The organism is Aeromonas crassostreae, assembly GCF_054052445.1.
Map to the genome: position 1 here is coordinate 148,681 of NZ_JBSTYM010000008.1, position 15,172 is coordinate 163,852.

13 protein-coding genes are annotated in these 15,172 nt (G+C 65.7%); 9 read left to right on the plus strand and 4 right to left on the minus strand.

Going from position 1 to position 15,172, the window contains the following annotated elements; translation table 11 throughout:
- Position 1: 1 nt before the first annotated feature.
- Positions 2-475: a transcriptional regulator SlyA gene (gene slyA / locus ACW5W4_RS08715; RefSeq protein WP_456689120.1), complete on the minus strand. Its 474-nt coding sequence runs from the start codon at positions 473-475 to the stop codon at positions 2-4.
- Positions 476-731: 256 nt separating this feature from the next.
- On the opposite strand from slyA, the gene ACW5W4_RS08720 reads away from it, so the two are divergent.
- From ACW5W4_RS08720 to ACW5W4_RS08735, 4 genes are read left to right on the plus strand one after another with little or no spacing between them, the layout of a single operon-like run.
- Complete coding sequence (locus tag ACW5W4_RS08720) at positions 732-2,033, plus strand: 2-hydroxycarboxylate transporter family protein (protein WP_456689101.1); 1,302 nt, start codon at positions 732-734, stop codon at positions 2,031-2,033.
- A gap of 10 nt (positions 2,034-2,043) precedes the next feature.
- Positions 2,044-3,594, plus strand: a complete 1,551-nt coding sequence (locus ACW5W4_RS08725) for an NAD-dependent malic enzyme (RefSeq protein WP_456689102.1) — start codon at positions 2,044-2,046, stop codon at positions 3,592-3,594.
- A gap of 17 nt (positions 3,595-3,611) precedes the next feature.
- Positions 3,612-5,180 carry an ATP-binding protein gene (locus ACW5W4_RS08730; protein ID WP_456689103.1) on the plus strand — a complete coding sequence of 523 codons (1,569 nt, stop codon included), beginning with the start codon at positions 3,612-3,614 and terminating at the stop codon, positions 5,178-5,180.
- A 3-nt stretch (positions 5,181-5,183) separates the two neighbouring features.
- Entirely contained in the window at positions 5,184-5,876 is a 693-nt protein-coding gene (locus ACW5W4_RS08735; protein WP_456689104.1) for a response regulator, read from the plus strand.
- 103 nt (positions 5,877-5,979) lie between these two features.
- Here ACW5W4_RS08735 and ACW5W4_RS08740 read toward each other — a convergent pair whose 3' ends face one another.
- Entirely contained in the window at positions 5,980-6,888 is a 909-nt protein-coding gene (locus ACW5W4_RS08740) for a LysR family transcriptional regulator (protein ID WP_456689105.1), read from the minus strand.
- Between the two features lie 99 nt (positions 6,889-6,987).
- Here ACW5W4_RS08740 and ACW5W4_RS08745 point away from each other — a divergent pair, with 99 nt between their 5' ends.
- Complete coding sequence (locus ACW5W4_RS08745) at positions 6,988-7,971, plus strand: aldo/keto reductase (RefSeq protein ID WP_456689106.1); 984 nt, start codon at positions 6,988-6,990, stop codon at positions 7,969-7,971.
- Positions 7,972-8,116: 145 nt separating this feature from the next.
- Here the strand turns inward: ACW5W4_RS08745 and ACW5W4_RS08750 are convergent, their stop codons facing one another.
- Entirely contained in the window at positions 8,117-9,004 is an 888-nt protein-coding gene (locus ACW5W4_RS08750) for a DMT family transporter (RefSeq protein ID WP_456689107.1), read from the minus strand.
- A gap of 96 nt (positions 9,005-9,100) precedes the next feature.
- On the opposite strand from ACW5W4_RS08750, the gene ACW5W4_RS08755 reads away from it, so the two are divergent.
- A complete protein-coding gene (locus tag ACW5W4_RS08755; RefSeq protein ID WP_456689108.1) occupies positions 9,101-9,895 on the plus strand; it encodes an AraC family transcriptional regulator in 795 nt (264 codons plus the stop codon).
- A gap of 61 nt (positions 9,896-9,956) precedes the next feature.
- Here ACW5W4_RS08755 and exaC read toward each other — a convergent pair whose 3' ends face one another.
- The gene (gene exaC, locus ACW5W4_RS08760; RefSeq protein ID WP_456689109.1) at positions 9,957-11,474 is read right to left on the minus strand and encodes an acetaldehyde dehydrogenase ExaC; all 1,518 of its coding nucleotides are present in this window, start codon (positions 11,472-11,474) and stop codon (positions 9,957-9,959) included.
- A 290-nt stretch (positions 11,475-11,764) separates the two neighbouring features.
- Between exaC and ACW5W4_RS08765 the strand changes: the two genes are divergently transcribed.
- From ACW5W4_RS08765 to aqpZ, 3 genes are all read left to right on the plus strand, one after another.
- On the plus strand, positions 11,765-13,426 hold the full coding sequence (locus ACW5W4_RS08765; RefSeq protein ID WP_456689110.1) for a sigma-54-dependent Fis family transcriptional regulator: 1,662 nt from the start codon (positions 11,765-11,767) through the stop codon (positions 13,424-13,426).
- A gap of 117 nt (positions 13,427-13,543) precedes the next feature.
- Positions 13,544-14,065 carry a crossover junction endodeoxyribonuclease RuvC gene (gene ruvC, locus ACW5W4_RS08770; RefSeq protein WP_041993544.1) on the plus strand — a complete coding sequence of 174 codons (522 nt, stop codon included), beginning with the start codon at positions 13,544-13,546 and terminating at the stop codon, positions 14,063-14,065.
- Between the two features lie 285 nt (positions 14,066-14,350).
- A complete protein-coding gene (gene aqpZ / locus ACW5W4_RS08775; RefSeq protein WP_408792428.1) occupies positions 14,351-15,040 on the plus strand; it encodes an aquaporin Z in 690 nt (229 codons plus the stop codon).
- Positions 15,041-15,172: the final 132 nt, after the last annotated feature.

Genomic DNA, 15,172 nt, shown 5'->3' on the forward strand with positions numbered 1-15,172 from the left:
CTTATTCTCTCTCTTCACTCTGTTGTTCCAGCTTGTCGATGGCATTGGTCGAGATGCGGGCAATGATCTGCTCGAACTGGATCAGATCCTGATTGCTGATGCCGCCGAGCAGCTCCCGGCGCACCCCTATGATGCGGTCCTCGATCTGGTCGAGCAGGGCCTTGCCCGCCGGGGTCAGGGTCACGATGCGGGCCCGCTTGTCCTGATGGCAGCAGTGGCGCGCGATCAGATCCTGCTCCTCCAGCTGACCCAGGGTGCGCATCAGGGAGGGCAGCTCGATTTCCAGGGCATCGGCCAGGCTCTTCTGGCTGAGGGAGCCCCCGAGGCGGGAGAGCTTCCACAGCGCGGTCCAGCGGGGATGGGTCAGCCCCAGGGGGGCCAGTTCGTGATCGGCCACGGTGCGCCACAACCGGCTGAGCCGGGCCAACTGTTCCGCCAGGGACAACTCGCGCAACATCTCCAGATCCTTGACCATCATCTCGCTCCTGTTACTTAGCCTGCTAAGTATTATATTTATTTAGCAGGCTAAGTAAATAGTGTGATCGAGATCTTGTTTGACCGAGCTGGCCCGTGGCCACGGCGGGCAAGGGGCGGGAGACCTGTTAGGTTTCGCCGGGCAGGGAGGTGGCGTTTAAGGTTTTAATGTTTTTATATGCCTTTGCAGCCGGGCTAACCGACAGGCGAGGGGCGGGGCACTAGAGTAGCGCCACCTCACACCCTGGAGCATAACAATGAAAAGCCTCTCTACCCCGAAAGCCGCCCCCTGGGGCAGTCAACAAATCGCCGGCATGCCCATGATGATCTTCCTCGGGCTTGCCACCTGCGTCCTCTTCTCCGGCTGGAACGGCTCTTTGCCGCTCGGCATGGTCGGCGCCCTGGCGCTGATGTTCGTGCTCGGCACCCTGCTAAGCGAGCTGGGCGAGCGCATCCACCCCATCCGTGAATACCTGGGGGGCGGCACCATACTCGCCATCTTCGGCGGCGCCGCCCTGTTCGAATACCAGGTGCTGCCGGTCGAGGCCGGTCAGGTGATCACCCGCTTCATGAAGGAGGGGGGCTTTCTGAACTTCTTCATCGCCAGCCTGGTGACCGGATCTGTGCTGGGGATGAGCAGTGCCCTGCTGAAAAACGCCGCCATGCGTTACCTGCCGGTGATCCTGGGTGGGGTCGCCGTGGCGCTGCTCAGCGTCGGTCTGGTGGGCTCCCTGATGGGTTATGGCTTCAAGAATGCCGTGCTGCTCATCGGCCTGCCCATCATGGGTGGCGGCATGGGCGCCGGCGCCGTGCCCCTGGTGGAGATCCTCTCCGGCCCCTTGCAGATGTCCAGCGCAGACTTGCTGTCGCGCATGGTCCCCGCCGTGGTGATCGCCAACACCCTGGCCATTTTGATGGGCTCCCTGCTGGCGCGCCTCGGTCGTCGCTACCCCTCCCTGACCGGCAACGGCAAGCTGATGGTCAAGGAAAACAGCCAGAGCGTCGCCGACGAGCAGGCCCAGGCGCCGACGCTGGAGAGTCTGGGCCTCGGGCTCTTCATCAGCTCCAGCATGTTCGTGCTGGGCTCCTTGCTCGGCAACTTCATCCCCATGCACCCCTTCGCCCTCATGATACTGGCGGTGGCCTTCGTCAAGGTGAGCGGCCTGCTGCCGCGCCGCTACGAGCAGGCTGCCGCCGACTGGTACCAGTTCGTGGTCACCAATCTCACCCCCTCCCTGCTGGTGGGCATAGGGGTCGCCTATACCAGCATCCCGGAGCTCATCAGCGCCTTCTCCGTCAGCTACTTCGTGCTGGTGCTGGTGACCGTGGTCGGCGGCGCCCTCGGCGCGGCCCTGGTGGGGCGCATGATAGGTTTTTATCCCATAGAGGCGGCCATCACCGGCGGCCTGTGCATGGCCAACATGGGGGGCACGGGCGATGTGGCCGTGCTGTCGGCGGCCCAGCGCATGAAGCTGATGCCGTTCGCCCAGATCTCTTCCCGTCTCGGGGGCGCCGTCATGTTGATCCTGGCCACCCTGCTCATCTCGCTGCTGGCATAAGGAATCGACAATGAACGACATCATGATGGGCACCAGCCTGCCCTACGCCGAACGCAAGCGTCAGGGCCTGATGGGGCGCATGCCCCACAAGGAGGAGTCCCTGGCCCAGCAGCGGCGCCGCATCTACCGATTGGTCAGCGCCATGCAGAGCCCGTTCGACCAGCACCTGCTGCTGCGCCAGCTGCAAGAAGACAACCCTGTGCTGTTTTACGATCTGGTGCGCCACCACCTGCCGGAGCTCTTGCCCATCATCTACACCCCGGTGGTGGGGGAGGCCTGCCAGCGCCACAGCGATCTCTATCTGCGCAGCCACGGTCTCTACCTCTCCTGGCACGACAGAGACGATCTGGACGCCATCTTCGCCTCGGTGGAGCAGGAGGTGGACGTCATCGTCATCTCCGACGGTGAGCGGGTGCTGGGTCTGGGGGATCTCGGCATCGGCGGCATGGGGATCTGCATCGGCAAGCTGGCGCTCTACAGCGCCGCCGGCGGCATCAACCCGGCCCGTACCCTGCCCCTGTGCGTGGACGTGGGCACCAACAATCCCGAGCTGCTGGAGGATGACTCCTACCTCGGCTGGCAGGCCAACCGGGTGGATGGCGAATCCTATTACCACTTCATGGACAAGGTGGTGGCGGCCATCCGCACCCGCTGGCCCCAGGTGGTGTTGCAGTTTGAAGACTTCGCCGGCAAGCATGCCGCCAATCTGCTGGCCCGCTACCGGGATGAGCTGTGCATGTTCAACGACGACATCCAGGGCACGGCGGCGGTGGCTTCGGCCTGCGTGCTGGCGGGCTTGCAGCAGGCGGGCACTACCCTGGCCGACACCCCCGTGCTCATCGTCGGGGCGGGATCTGCCGGTTGCGGCATCGCCGCCATGCTGGCGCAACTGGCGGGCAGTCCGGATCGGGTGCAACTGTTTGATCAAGATGGGCTGGTCTGCCTGGATCGCGCCAATCTGACCCCATCCCAACGACCTTTTGCCCGTCCGGCGCAAGAGGCTTGCGCCGCCCTGCCTGCGCTCATTGAGCGGCTGCGCCCAGGGGTGCTGATCGGGGTGAGCGGCCAGGGCGGGCTCTTTACAGAGGCCGTGCTCAGGGCCATGGGGGAGGCGTGCGAGCGGCCGGTGATACTGCCGCTCTCCAACCCGACCCGCAGCGCCGAGGCGACGCCGGAGCAGGTGTGGCAGGCCACAGATGGTCGCGCCCTGCTCGCCACCGGCAGCCCCTTCGCCCCGGTGACCGTGGCGGGGGAGGCGCGTGTGGTCTCCCAGTGCAACAACGTCTATGTCTTCCCTGGCATCGGTCTCGGCGCCTGCGCGGTCAAGGCGAGGCGCATCAGTGACGGCATGTTGCAGGCGGCGGTGCGGGCGGTGGGGGCCTATCCCCTGGCAGAGGGGCGCCTGCTGCCTCCCATCGAGCAGGTGGGGGAGGTGGCCCGCGCGGTCGCTCGCGCCGTGGCCCTCACCGCCCGCGAGGAGGGATTGGCGGATTTTGACGGTGATCCCGCCCCCCTCATTGACCAGACCTGGTGGCGTCCGCACTATTGGTCCGCGTCCTGATGTTGCAAGGCTAATCGATGAAACTGCGTCACCAAGTGGTCACCCTCTCCCTCGGGCTGTCACTGCTGCTGATCCTGATCCTGGGCAGCCTGCTCGCCCTCTTTATCCGCCACCTGCTGGAGAGCAACCTGCAGGAGAGCGGCGGCGATCTGGCCCGGGTGCTGGCGGCGGACAGCCGGGTGGTACAGGCCCTCAAGCAGGGGCGGGATCCGGGCCTGCGGGACTATGTGGAGGGGATCCGCAGCCGCACCGATGCCGCCTACATGGTGGTGACCGACGAGCATGGGGTGCGCCTGAGCCACCCCTCCCCGGCGCGGGTCGGCGGCCGGTTTCGCGGCGACGACATCTGGCCCGCCCTCAACCAGCGGATCAGCTACTGCTCCAAGGATGCGGGGACCCTGGGGCCCGCCATCCGCTGCTTCGCCCCCGTGCTCGGCCCCGATGGTCGCGCCATGGGCGCCGTGGTGGTGGGCTACCTGATGCGCACCGTGGAGGGCATCTACCTGGAGCGGGTCGCCCTGCTGGCCTGCGCCATCCTTGCCGTGCTGGGGTGCGGTTTGCTGCTGGCGCTCTGGGTGCAGCATCTGCTGCGTCGTACCCTGCTGGATCTCGAACCCGAGGCCATCGTCCATCGCTTCATGTTGCAGGATCTGGTGCTGGAGCACATCCCGGAAGGGGTGATAGCCCTGGACAGCCAGGGCCGCATCCGCATGCTCAACAGCGCCGCCTTCTATCAGCTGCGCCTGCCGGGCACGGGGCGCCACGCCCTGCTGGGTCAGCCCCTGGCACAGGTCTCGCCGCCCCTGGCGCCCGCCCTGACCCAGGTGGAGACCGAGCTCGGCTTCACCGTGCACGGGGAGGCGTTCGTTGGGTGCTGGCAGGCGGTGGAGGGCAAGGTGCCCGGCCGCCTGATCATCTTCAGCCGCCCCGAGCTGACCGGCAGCCTCGGCATGCAGGTGACCCATCTGCGCCAGTATGCCGAGATGCTGCGCATCCAGACCCACGAGTTTGCCAACAAGCTGAGCAGCCTCTCCGGCTTGTTGCAGCTCGGCCACGTGGATCAGGCGGTGGAGCTGATCCAGCAGGAGAGCGAGGCGTGCCAGACCATGCTGCAGGGGCTGCTGCGGGCCATCGAGGACAAACCGGTGGCTGGCCTCATCCTCGGCAAGTTCAGCCGGGCGCGGGAGCTGGGGGTGACCCTGGTGCTGGATCCCGACTCGGCGCTCGGGGAGTATCCGGCGGCGGTGTCGGCGGATCTCATTACCCTCATCGGCAACCTGCTGGACAACGGCATCCGCGCCGCCTGGGCGCGGCGCAACAGCTGTCCGCCCCGGGTGCTGATCTCTATCAACGACTTCGGCCGCCGCCTGGTGATCGAGGTGGAGGACAGCGGCGAGGGGGTGGACGAGGCGCTGGCGGATCACCTGTTCGACTACGGGGTGAGCCGTCAGACCGGCGATCACGGTGTGGGCCTCTTCCTGGTCAAGGAGACGGTGGCCAGACGAGGGGGTGTGATAGAATGGCGCCGCACCGCCGAACAGACCACTCTGTTCGGTATCTACTTGAATAAAAACCAATTGGTGTGAGTCATGGCGCCCATTTTCACCCTGGTGATCGAGGATGACGAACGGATCGGTGCCATCCTGGCCGAGCTGGTCTCCTCCACCCCCGGATTTTCCCTGCTGGGTCGGGCCGAGAGCCTGACCCAGGCCGATCTCATGATGCGCGCGACCGAGCCCCAGCTGCTGCTGGTGGACATCTCACTGCCCGACGGCTCGGGCCTGGAGTGGGTGAACCGGCTACGCAGCCACAACCGGGAGGCCTACGTCATCATGGTCACCGCCTCCTGCGATGTTGAGACCATACAGCAGGCCCTGAACCTGGGGGTGCAGGATTACATCATCAAGCCGCTGCGGCTGTTTCGGGTTCAGCAGAGCCTGGAGGAGATCCTCACCCTGCACAGACGCATCTGCGAGCGGGGCTCCCTGGCGCAGAGCGATCTGGACAAGCTGATGGGCAAGGGGCGCATCCAGCCGAGAGAAGTGCGTGACACCCCCAAGGGGATAGACGCCATCACCCTGCGTCAGGTGCTGGAGCTGCTGGCCGGCGAGCCGGACACGGCGTTTTCCACCGATATTGTGGCGCTGCGGCTGTCGCTCAGCCGTACCACGGCGCGCCGTTATCTGGAGTATCTGGAGTCCGAAGACAGGGTCGATGTGGACCTCAACTACGGCCAGCGTGGTCGCCCCGAGCGGCGCTACCACTGGCGCCGGGGCAGCTGAGGTGGCTTGAGCAAAGCATGGAGAACAAGAAGGGAGCCCGAGGCTCCCTTCTTGCTGTCTGCCTGTTGCCATATGCTTGGCAGCCCTTCCTAACCAGCCTTGTTCACAGTACGCCCAGAGGGAAAGGGTGGAGGCCTGACTCGGCCTCCTCAAACAGCTGGATCAGGTGATCCGCCACGGCCCGCACCCGCCGGGAGTGGGCGAGATCGCTGTGGAGCACCAGCCAGATGGGCTGATCCACCCCCAGATCCGGCAGCAGGCAGACCAGATCCGTCTCTTTGGCCAGGAAGTGGGGCAGCACCGCCAGCCCCAGACCGGCCCGGGCGGCGGCGAGCTGGGCCGTCAGGGTGCCGGTTTCCACCCGGCAGGGGCGGCCGCGCAGCATGCGGGTCATCCATCTGGCGGCGGGCAGCTGGATCTGGGTTTCGTTCCAGCCGATGAAGTCATCCCGATCGAAGCTGGCGGCATCTGTCCCCGGCTGGCGGGTATCGACATAGGCGCGGGCCCCATACAGACCGAAGCCCAGGGTGCCCAGCCGCTTGATGGTGAGGTTGCCCGCATCGGGCTTGACCATGCGCACCGCGAGATCGGCATCGCGCCGGTGCAGGTTCACCGTCTGCACCCCGGTGACCAGCTCCACCCTCAGCTCGGGGTGCTGGGCAAAGAGCGTCGGCAGGGAGGGGATGATAAGGGGGTTGGCCAGGTTCTCGGCGGTGGCGAGGCGCACGGTGCCGGCCACCTGCCCCTGTTGCTGCCCCGCCTCGCCAAAGGCCAGTCCCGCATGTTCCAGCGCCTCGGCCCGCTCCAGCAGGGCCTCCCCGTCGTCGGTCAGGCGATAGCCCTGCTGGTGGCGGCTGAACAGGGGCAGGCCGAGGGCCGCCTCCAGCCTGTCCAGCCGCCGGGAGACGGTGGCCACTCCCAGGCGAAGGGCGTGGGCGGCGCCGCTCAGGGTGCCGCTGCGGGCGATGGCCAGGAAGACGCGGGCGTCGTCCCAGAGCAGGGGATCATGCATAGTGTTTCCATCATCGGAAAATAGGTTGCGAGTTATCTCTATATCTCATTCATTTTTGGAAGACCATACTCCCCTGCAACTTGTCAGGGAGAAAATGCGATGCAACGACGAACACTGGGAGCCAACCTGCAGGTCTCTGCCCTGGGGCTGGGCTGCATGGGGATGAGCGAATTCTACGGGCCGCGGGACGACGAGCAGTCCCTGCGGGTGCTGGCGGAGGCGGTGGAGCGGGGCATCAACCTGCTCGACACCGCCGACATGTACGGCCCCCACCACAACGAGGCGCTGATCGGGCGCTTTCTCGCGACCCGGCGGGGGCAGGTGAAGGTCGCCACCAAGTTCGGCATAGTGCGTCAGCACGGGGAGTACAGGCGTACCCTCGACAACAGCGCCCGCTATGCGCGCCAGAGCTGCGAGGGCTCCCTGCGCCGCCTCGGCATCGAGCAGATCGATCTCTACTATGTGCATAGGCTCGATCCGGCCCATCCCGTCGAGGAGACCATGGCCGGCCTGGCGCAGCTGGTGCAGGAGGGCAAGATAGCCCGCATCGGTCTGTGCGAGGTGAGCGAGGCCACCCTGAGGCGCGCCCATGCCGTGCACCCGGTGGCGGCGGTGCAGACCGAATACTCCCTCTGGACCCAGGAGGTGGAGGCGGCGGTACTGCCCGCCTGCCGGGAGCTGGGGATTGGTCTGGTGGCCTACTCCCCCCTGGGGCGCGGGTTTCTGACCGGGCGCTACCAGCAGGAGGCGGTGTTCGAGGAGGGGGATTTTCGGGCCGCTCTGCCGCGGTTTCAGGGGGAGAACCTCGCCACCAACCGCACCCTGGTGCAGGCGGTCATGGCCCTGGCGCAGCAGAAGGGATGCTCGGCGGCGCAGATAGCCCTGGCCTGGCTGCTGGCACAGTGGGAGGGGATAGTGCCCATCCCCGGCACCCGGCGCCTGACCCACCTGGAGGATAACCTCGGCGCCCTCTCGGTGCGTCTCTCCCCTGTGGAGCTCGGGGTCTTGGGTCAGGCCATCCGGACCCTGCCGGTGGCGGGGGAGCGCTATACCGCCGAGGGGATGAAGGGGGTGAATGCCTGAGCGGCCCGCAGCGCCTTCGCTGCCCATGAGGGCGCGGTGGGGCAAGGACGCCATGAAACGCCGTCATGGCGAAAAGGTCAGGTTTGCCCTGACGAGGGCAGCAAGAAGGGAGCCGAGGCTCCCTTCTTTCATGGTGCTGGCCGGCTCAAGCCCCTTCCGGCAGAGGACGGCATACCCTCGGCTTGAGCTGGGAGAGCATGACCCCGGTCAGGATGAGGCCGCCCCCCAGCAGGTGATAGCCGTGGATGGGCTCCCCCAGGGTGATGACGGCGATGAGGGCCGTGCACAGGGGCATCAGGTTCATGAAGACCGAAGTGCGCTCCGCCCCCAGGGTGGCGAGGCCGCGCATCCAGCAGTAGGCGGCGAAGATGGAGGAGGCGAGGCCGGCGAACAGTACCATGCTCCAGCCCTGGGCGGGAATGGCCAGGGAGTCGGCAGAGAGGGCCACCGGGATGAGCAGCAGCACCGCCAGCAGGATCTGCAGGTAGAGGTTGAGCCAGGGGCCGAACGGCAGTTGCCAGCGGCGGATCAGCAGGCCATAGAGGGCATAGCTGGCCGCCCCCAGCAGCATCATGCCGTCGCCGGGGTTGATGCCGCTGTGCAGCAGTGCCAGGGGATTGCCCTGACCCAGCAGCCAGAGCACCCCGAACAGGGAGAGGCTCATGCCGAGCAGCGCCTGCTTGCCCGGCTTCTGGCCAAAGCAGCAGGCCCCGATGAGCAGGGTGAGCAGGGGCAGCAGGGAGCCGATGACCCCCATGTTGGTGGCCGAGGTGCTGTGGGCGGCGTAGTAGGCGAGGCACTGGTAGAGCACCATGCCGAGCAGGGAGAGCACCAGCAGCTTGCCGAGCCAGGGGCGGATGTCGGCCCGGCGGCGCCAGAGCTGCGGCAGGCAGAAGGGGGAGAGCGCGAGGGCGGCGATCACCCAGCGATAGAAGGAGATGGCGGCGGGATCCAGCACGCCGGCGGCGGCCTTGGAGACCACGGTATTGGCGGCCCAGATCAGGATGGCGAGCAGGGGGAAGAGAAAAGGCATAGGCACTCCTTGGTACGATGGGGAGAGTCTAGCCTTGTCTTGAACGAGGTAAGTAGCGTAAATAAGACATGTCATAACCGCTTTGGGACAATCTGCATGGGCACCCTCACCCTGGCCGAGCAAGATCGCCTGCTGGCCGACCCCAACCCCCTCTACTTTCGCTACAGCCAGATCCAGGGGGGCAACGCCTGCGCCGAGCACGCCCACCCCTGGGGTCAGCTCAGCCTCATCAGCCTGGGGGTCATGGTGGTGGAGGTGGGGGGAGAGCGGCTGGTGGCGCCTCCGGACTACCTCATCTGGGTGCCGGCGGACCTGCCCCACACCGCCTTCAACGAGCAGACCCTGGATTACACCTCCATCTACGTCAGCCACGCGCTGGCACCGCGCCTGCCACGGGAACCCCAGCTGCTGGCCCTCACCCCCTTGCTGCGGGCCCTGCTGGAGGACTTCACCCAGCGCCGGGTCGGCCACATGGAGGATGAGTGGGATGCCCGTCAGGGTGAGCTCTTCATCGAGAAGCTGGCCCGCACCCGTTGCCAGCCGAGCTACCTGCCCCAGAGCCGGGATCGCCTGCTGGCACCCTTGCTGGCGGCATTGCAGGCGGCGCCGGAGGACAACCGCACGCTGGTGGAGTGGGCCAGGGCGCTGCACACCACGGAGCGCACCCTGGCGCGGCGTTGCCAGAAGGAGCTTGGCATGAGCCTGGGCCAGTGGCGCACCCGGCTGCGGCTGGTGAAGGCGCTGGACTGGCTGCGGGGCGAGATGCCGGTGCAGGAGATCGCCTGGCGCCTCGGTTACGCCTCCACCTCGGCTTTCATCGCCATGTTCCAGCGGGAACAGGGCTGCGCCCCCCAGCGCTATCGCCAGCAGCTGGGCCAGCCAGGGGGCTGATGAGCCTGGTGGAAAAAGAGAGGGCGCCTTACAGGCGCCCTTGTCATCAGAGGTGGCAGGATCAGAAGAAGCCGAGGGGGTTGATGTCGTGGCTCACCAGCAGGTTCTTGGTGTTCTGGTAGTGATCCAGCATCATCTTGTGGGTCTCGCGGCCTATCCCTGACTTCTTGTAGCCGCCAAAGGCGGCGTGGGCAGGGTAGGCGTGGTAGCAGTTGACCCAGACCCGGCCAGCCTGGATGCCGCGCCCCATGCGCCAGGCCAGGTTGCTGTCCCGGGTCCAGAGCCCCGCCCCCAGGCCGTACTGGGTGTCGTTGGCAATGGCCAGGGCATCGGCCTCGTCCTTGAAGGTGGTGACCCCGAGGGCGGGCCCGAAGATCTCCTCCTGGAACACCCGCATCTTGTTCTGACCCGAGAAGATGGTGGGCTGGATGTAGAAGCCCCCCTCCAGGCCGCTCACCCTGGCCGGGCCGCCGCCTATCAGCATCTTGGCCCCCTCGCCGCGGCCAATCTCCATGTAGCTCAGGATCTTGTCGAACTGCTCGCGGGACGCCTGGGCGCCCACCTGGGTCGTGGTATCGAGGGGGTTGCCCTGCACTATGGTGCGGGCGCGGGCCAGCACCCTGTCCATGAAGTCGTCATAGATGCTGGCCTGCACCAGGGCGCGGGAGGGGCAGGTGCACACCTCCCCCTGGTTGAAGAAGGTCATTAGCATGCCTTCCACCGCCTTGTCGATGTAGCTGCTCTCGTGCTGCATCACGTCGGCGAAGTAGATGTTGGGGGACTTGCCGCCGAGCTCGACGGTGGAGGGGATCAGCTTGTCGGCGGCGCAGCGCAGTATATGGGCGCCGACTTCGGTCGAACCGGTAAACGCCAGCTTCTGGATCCGGTCGCTGGTAGCCAGCGCCTGACCCGCCTCGGCGCCGAAGCCGTTGACCACGTTGACCACGCCGGGGGGCAGGATGTCCTTGATGAGATCCATCATCAGCATGATGGTGACCGGAGTCTGCTCGGCGGGTTTGAGCACGCTGCAGCAGCCGGCCGCCAGCACAGGGGCCAGCTTCCAGGCCGCCATCAGCAGCGGGAAGTTCCAGGGGATGATCTGGCCGACCACGCCGATGGGCTCCTTGAAGTGGTAGCTGACGGTGTGCTGGTCCAGCTCGGCGGCCGAGCCCTCCTGGGCGCGGATGCAGCCGGCGAAGTAGCGGAAGTGATCCACCACCAGTGGCAGGTCGGCGGCCAGGGTCTCGCGCACCGCCTTGCCGTTCTCCCAGGTCTCGGCGATGGCGAGCACTTCGATGTTCTGCTCGATGCGATCGGCGATGCGCAGCAGCAGGTTGCTGCGCTCGGTGACGCTGGTCTTGCTCCAGCTGACGAACGCCTTGTGGGCGGCGTCCAGGGCGAGCTCGATGTCGGCTGCGTCGGATCGGGCCACCTCGCAGAACACCCGGCCATCCACCGGCGAGACGTTCTCGAAGTAGCGGCCGGCGCGCGGCGCCACCCAGTCGCCACCGATGAAGTTGTCGTAACGGGACTTGAAGCTGACCAGGGCGCCTGCCTGACCGGGAGCGGTATAAATCATCTCATCATCCTTATGTGTGTGGTCCTGACCGGCCCGGGGCCGGTGACCAGCTGATATCGCAAGGGCCGTGCCAGAGGGTCTGACCAGAGGGTTGAAAGTTAATAAAACGTTATCAAACGGGGTGCGGCGGCGTATCTTGATTAACCAATGACCGCGGCGGTGCCGATGAGACTGTGCCGTTTCTGGACAGTGGTCGTGACACTGTGCCCTTTGTGAACAGGAGGCGTGATGAGCGAGTTACCTCAATCTAGCCCCGGCCCTATTCATGTTCTGTATGAGCAGGAGGCGTGATGAGTGAGTCACTTCAACCCAGTCCCAGCCCGATCCAGCGCTCCTGGCAGCGCTGCCTGCATCAGGGCCTGCTCCGCCAGCAGAGCGCCGAGCTGGATCTGCTGCCCCAGGGGGAGCTGTCGGCCCGCCAGGAGCAGCACAGAACGCTTATTACCTGCTTCCAGCGCTTCGTGCTGCCGCTGTTTGGCCAGTTGCTGGCGGGGCGCCCCTGTCGCCTGCTGCTGTGCGACGGCGAGGGGGCCATTTTGGCTGCCAGCGGGGACGACGGCTTTACCCGCCATGCCGAGCGGATCTTTTTGCGCAGCGGTGCCCGCTGGGGGGAGGCGAGCAAGGGCACCAATGCCATAGGCACAGCGCTCGCCGAGCAGAGCGAGGTGCAGGTGCTGGGGGCCCAGCACTTCTTCGCCCAGCACAGCTTCCTCAGTTGCAGCGCCTGCCCCCTGCTCGGGCCGGACGGGCAACTGCTGGGCGTGCTCGACATATCCACCGATGCGGCCCATCACGATGGTGACATGCTGGGCACGGTGCGGCTCCTGGCCATGACCCTGGAAAACGCCCTGCTGGCGCGTCAGCCGGGCTGGCTGGTGGATCTCGATCCTCAGAGTCTCTGGTCCGCCCGTTTGCTGCTGGGGGAGGGTGGGGAGCTGCTCGGGGCCAACCGGGCCGGACGGCTCTGGCTCGGCCTGCACCCGTTTGACGGCAAGCAGCTGCTGCGGGATCGCCGCGGCCTGCGGCTGGAGCCCGAACCTGTGGTGATTCAAACCGAAAACCAGCCCCAGCCAGCCGTTACCGCCGGGGTGCCTCTCAAGATGCTGGAGCGCGGTATCTCGCTGCTTATCGAGGGGGAGACCGGCAGCGGCAAGGAGCACCTGGTGCGTGCCCTGCACAGTCAGTCGAGCCGACGGGACAAGCCCCTGGTATGCGTCAACTGCGGCGCCCTGCCGGCGGAGCTGGTGGAGGCCGAGCTGTTTGGCTATGTGGGTGGCGCCTTCAGCGGTGCCCGCAGCCAGGGTAGCCAGGGTTATCTGCGCGCCGCCCACGGCGGCATCTTGATGCTGGATGAGATCGGCGAGCTGCCGCTCTCGGCCCAGACCCGGCTGCTGCGGGTGTTGCAGGAGCGTGCCGTCACCCCGGTGGGCAGCCACAAGCCCGAAGCGGTGGATTTCTGGCTGGTCAGCGCCAGCCACCGGGATCTGGCGGCCATGGTGGCGGCCGGGACGTTTCGCGAAGATCTCTACTACCGCATCTGCGGCTGGCGCCAGCAACTGGCGCCGCTGCGGGCATGGCCGGTGCCCGAGCGCCAGGGGCTGATCCGGCGCCTGCTCCTCGAGATGGATCCTGCCCTGCAACTGACGCCGCAGGCGGAGCGGCAACTGCTGGCCCATCCCCTGCCCGGCAACGTGCGCCAGCTCAAGCAGGCGCTGGAGGTGGCCTGCGTGCTGGCGGAAGGGCAGGGCTGGATTGAACCCGCCCACCTGCATCTGCCCGAGGTGGCCGCCATGCCGGCTCCCTGTGGCGTCACCACCTTGCGCGAGCAGAGCCGGCAGCGGGTGCAGCAGACCCTGGCAGAGTGCGGCGGAAACGTGAGCGAGGCGGCGCGCCGTCTTGGCATCAGCCGCACCACCTTCTATCGCCACCTCGCGAGGGAGGGGCGGGAATAGGGGAGGCGCCGCCGGATTTTCGCCTGTCAGCGAACCCGAGTGATGGCTCGGACAAGCGCGGGGGCCTCGAGTTTGCTATCTTGGCGCCCATCATGGTTTTTTGGAACAACGGCTGTCATGAGTATCATTTTGGGAATCGATCCCGGCTCGCGGATCACCGGCTACGGCGTCATTCGTATCGTTGCCGGCAAGGCCAGCTACCTGGGGTCCGGTTGTATCCGCACCGACTGTGGCGAGTTGCCTGAGCGGCTCAAGCAGGTCTATGACGGCGTCTGCGAGATCATCACCCAGTTCAAGCCGGATGAATTTGCCATCGAGCGTGTCTTTATGGCCCGCAATGCGGACTCTGCCCTCAAGCTGGGGCAGGCCCGTGGCAGCGCCATCGTGGCGGCGGTGAACGCCTATCTGCCGGTGAGCGAGTATTCGGCGACCCAGATCAAGCAGGCCGTGGTGGGGACGGGAGGGGCCGCCAAGGAGCAGGTGCAGCACATGGTGACCCATCTGCTCAAGCTCTCCGCCACCCCTCAGGCCGATGCCGCCGATGCCCTCGGCGTCGCCCTGTGCCACTTTCACACGCGCCAGAGTCTGATCAAGATGGCGGGCCGGGTCTCCGGTGCCGCACGGGGCCGCTATCGATAGGGATTCCTTTGGGTTCTTTTTGATGGAGTGATCAGGCCCGCTTCTGGCGGTTTTTTGATTCATTCTGACACTTTTTGTCGCTGCCTCCCGACCCCATTGCGTAATCCCTTTTTTATATTGTGGATATATCGTTGTAAGAACAATAACTTGTGATGGATATCACATTTTTGTCGGAAACTGGGTGCCTCGTCATTCGTCTTCATATCCCGATAATACACTTGCTGAGATGGCGGCCTCTTGTGAGGCTCTTGTCATAGAAGAGATTGATCAATCAGGAGAATTATCGTGAGACCATATGCAGCAGAGTTTTTGGGCACCTTTTGGCTGGTGCTGGGCGGGTGTGGCAGCGCCGTGCTGGCGGCGGCATTTCCGGATGTGGGTATCGGTCTGCTCGGGGTCTCCCTGGCGTTTGGTCTGACCGTGCTGACCATGGCCTTCGCCATCGGTCACATCTCGGGTTGCCACCTCAATCCGGCGGTGACCGTTGGCCTGTGGGCCGGTGGCCGCTTCCCGGCCTCCGGTGTCGCACCTTACATCGTGGCCCAGGTATTGGGCGGGATCGCGGCCGGTGCCGTCTTGTTCGTGATCGCCAGCGGTCAGGCCGGTTTCGATGTCAGTGGCGGCTTTGCCTCCAACGGCTTCGGTGAGCACTCCCCCGGGGGTTACTCCATGCTGGCGGCCCTGGTGTGCGAAGTGGTGATGACCGCCTTCTTCCTGTTCGTCATCATGGGTGCCACCGACAGCCGGGCGCCGGCGGGCTTTGCCCCCATCGCCATCGGTCTGTGCCTGACCCTGATCCACCTGATCAGCATCCCGGTGACCAATACCTCGGTCAACCCGGCGCGCAGCACCGGCGTCGCCCTGTTCGTGGGTGACTGGGCGGTGAGCCAGCTGTGGCTGTTCTGGGTGGCGCCGATCGTGGGCGGTATCCTGGGGGCGCTGGCCTATCGCATGGTGGCGACCGAGCAGAAATAACCCGGGTTTCTCCGTGCATCGAAAAAACACGCCATCCGGCGTAATGCCGATCAGTTAAGGATCCATTGACCGATCCTCCTGATGTGTAAAAATCCGAAACCTGTTGATTTGGTTTCGGATTTTTTATGCGTA

Excerpts from the sequence above, each read along its gene's own strand:
- ACW5W4_RS08735 (WP_456689104.1), top strand. The coding sequence starts at position 5,184 with ATGGCGCCCATTTTCACCCTGGTGATCGAGGATGACGAACGGATCGGT.
- ACW5W4_RS08720 (WP_456689101.1), top strand. The coding sequence starts at position 732 with ATGAAAAGCCTCTCTACCCCGAAAGCCGCCCCCTGGGGCAGTCAACAA.
- ACW5W4_RS08765 (WP_456689110.1), top strand. The coding sequence starts at position 11,765 with ATGAGTGAGTCACTTCAACCCAGTCCCAGCCCGATCCAGCGCTCCTGG.
- ACW5W4_RS08725 (WP_456689102.1), top strand. The coding sequence starts at position 2,044 with ATGAACGACATCATGATGGGCACCAGCCTGCCCTACGCCGAACGCAAG.
- slyA (WP_456689120.1), bottom strand. The coding sequence starts at position 475 with ATGGTCAAGGATCTGGAGATGTTGCGCGAGTTGTCCCTGGCGGAACAG.
- ACW5W4_RS08750 (WP_456689107.1), bottom strand. The coding sequence starts at position 9,004 with ATGCCTTTTCTCTTCCCCCTGCTCGCCATCCTGATCTGGGCCGCCAAT.
- exaC (WP_456689109.1), bottom strand. The coding sequence starts at position 11,474 with ATGATTTATACCGCTCCCGGTCAGGCAGGCGCCCTGGTCAGCTTCAAG.
- ACW5W4_RS08755 (WP_456689108.1), top strand. The coding sequence starts at position 9,101 with ATGGGCACCCTCACCCTGGCCGAGCAAGATCGCCTGCTGGCCGACCCC.
- ACW5W4_RS08740 (WP_456689105.1), bottom strand. The coding sequence starts at position 6,888 with ATGCATGATCCCCTGCTCTGGGACGACGCCCGCGTCTTCCTGGCCATC.
- ACW5W4_RS08730 (WP_456689103.1), top strand. The coding sequence starts at position 3,612 with ATGAAACTGCGTCACCAAGTGGTCACCCTCTCCCTCGGGCTGTCACTG.
- ACW5W4_RS08745 (WP_456689106.1), top strand. The coding sequence starts at position 6,988 with ATGCAACGACGAACACTGGGAGCCAACCTGCAGGTCTCTGCCCTGGGG.
- ruvC (WP_041993544.1), top strand. The coding sequence starts at position 13,544 with ATGAGTATCATTTTGGGAATCGATCCCGGCTCGCGGATCACCGGCTAC.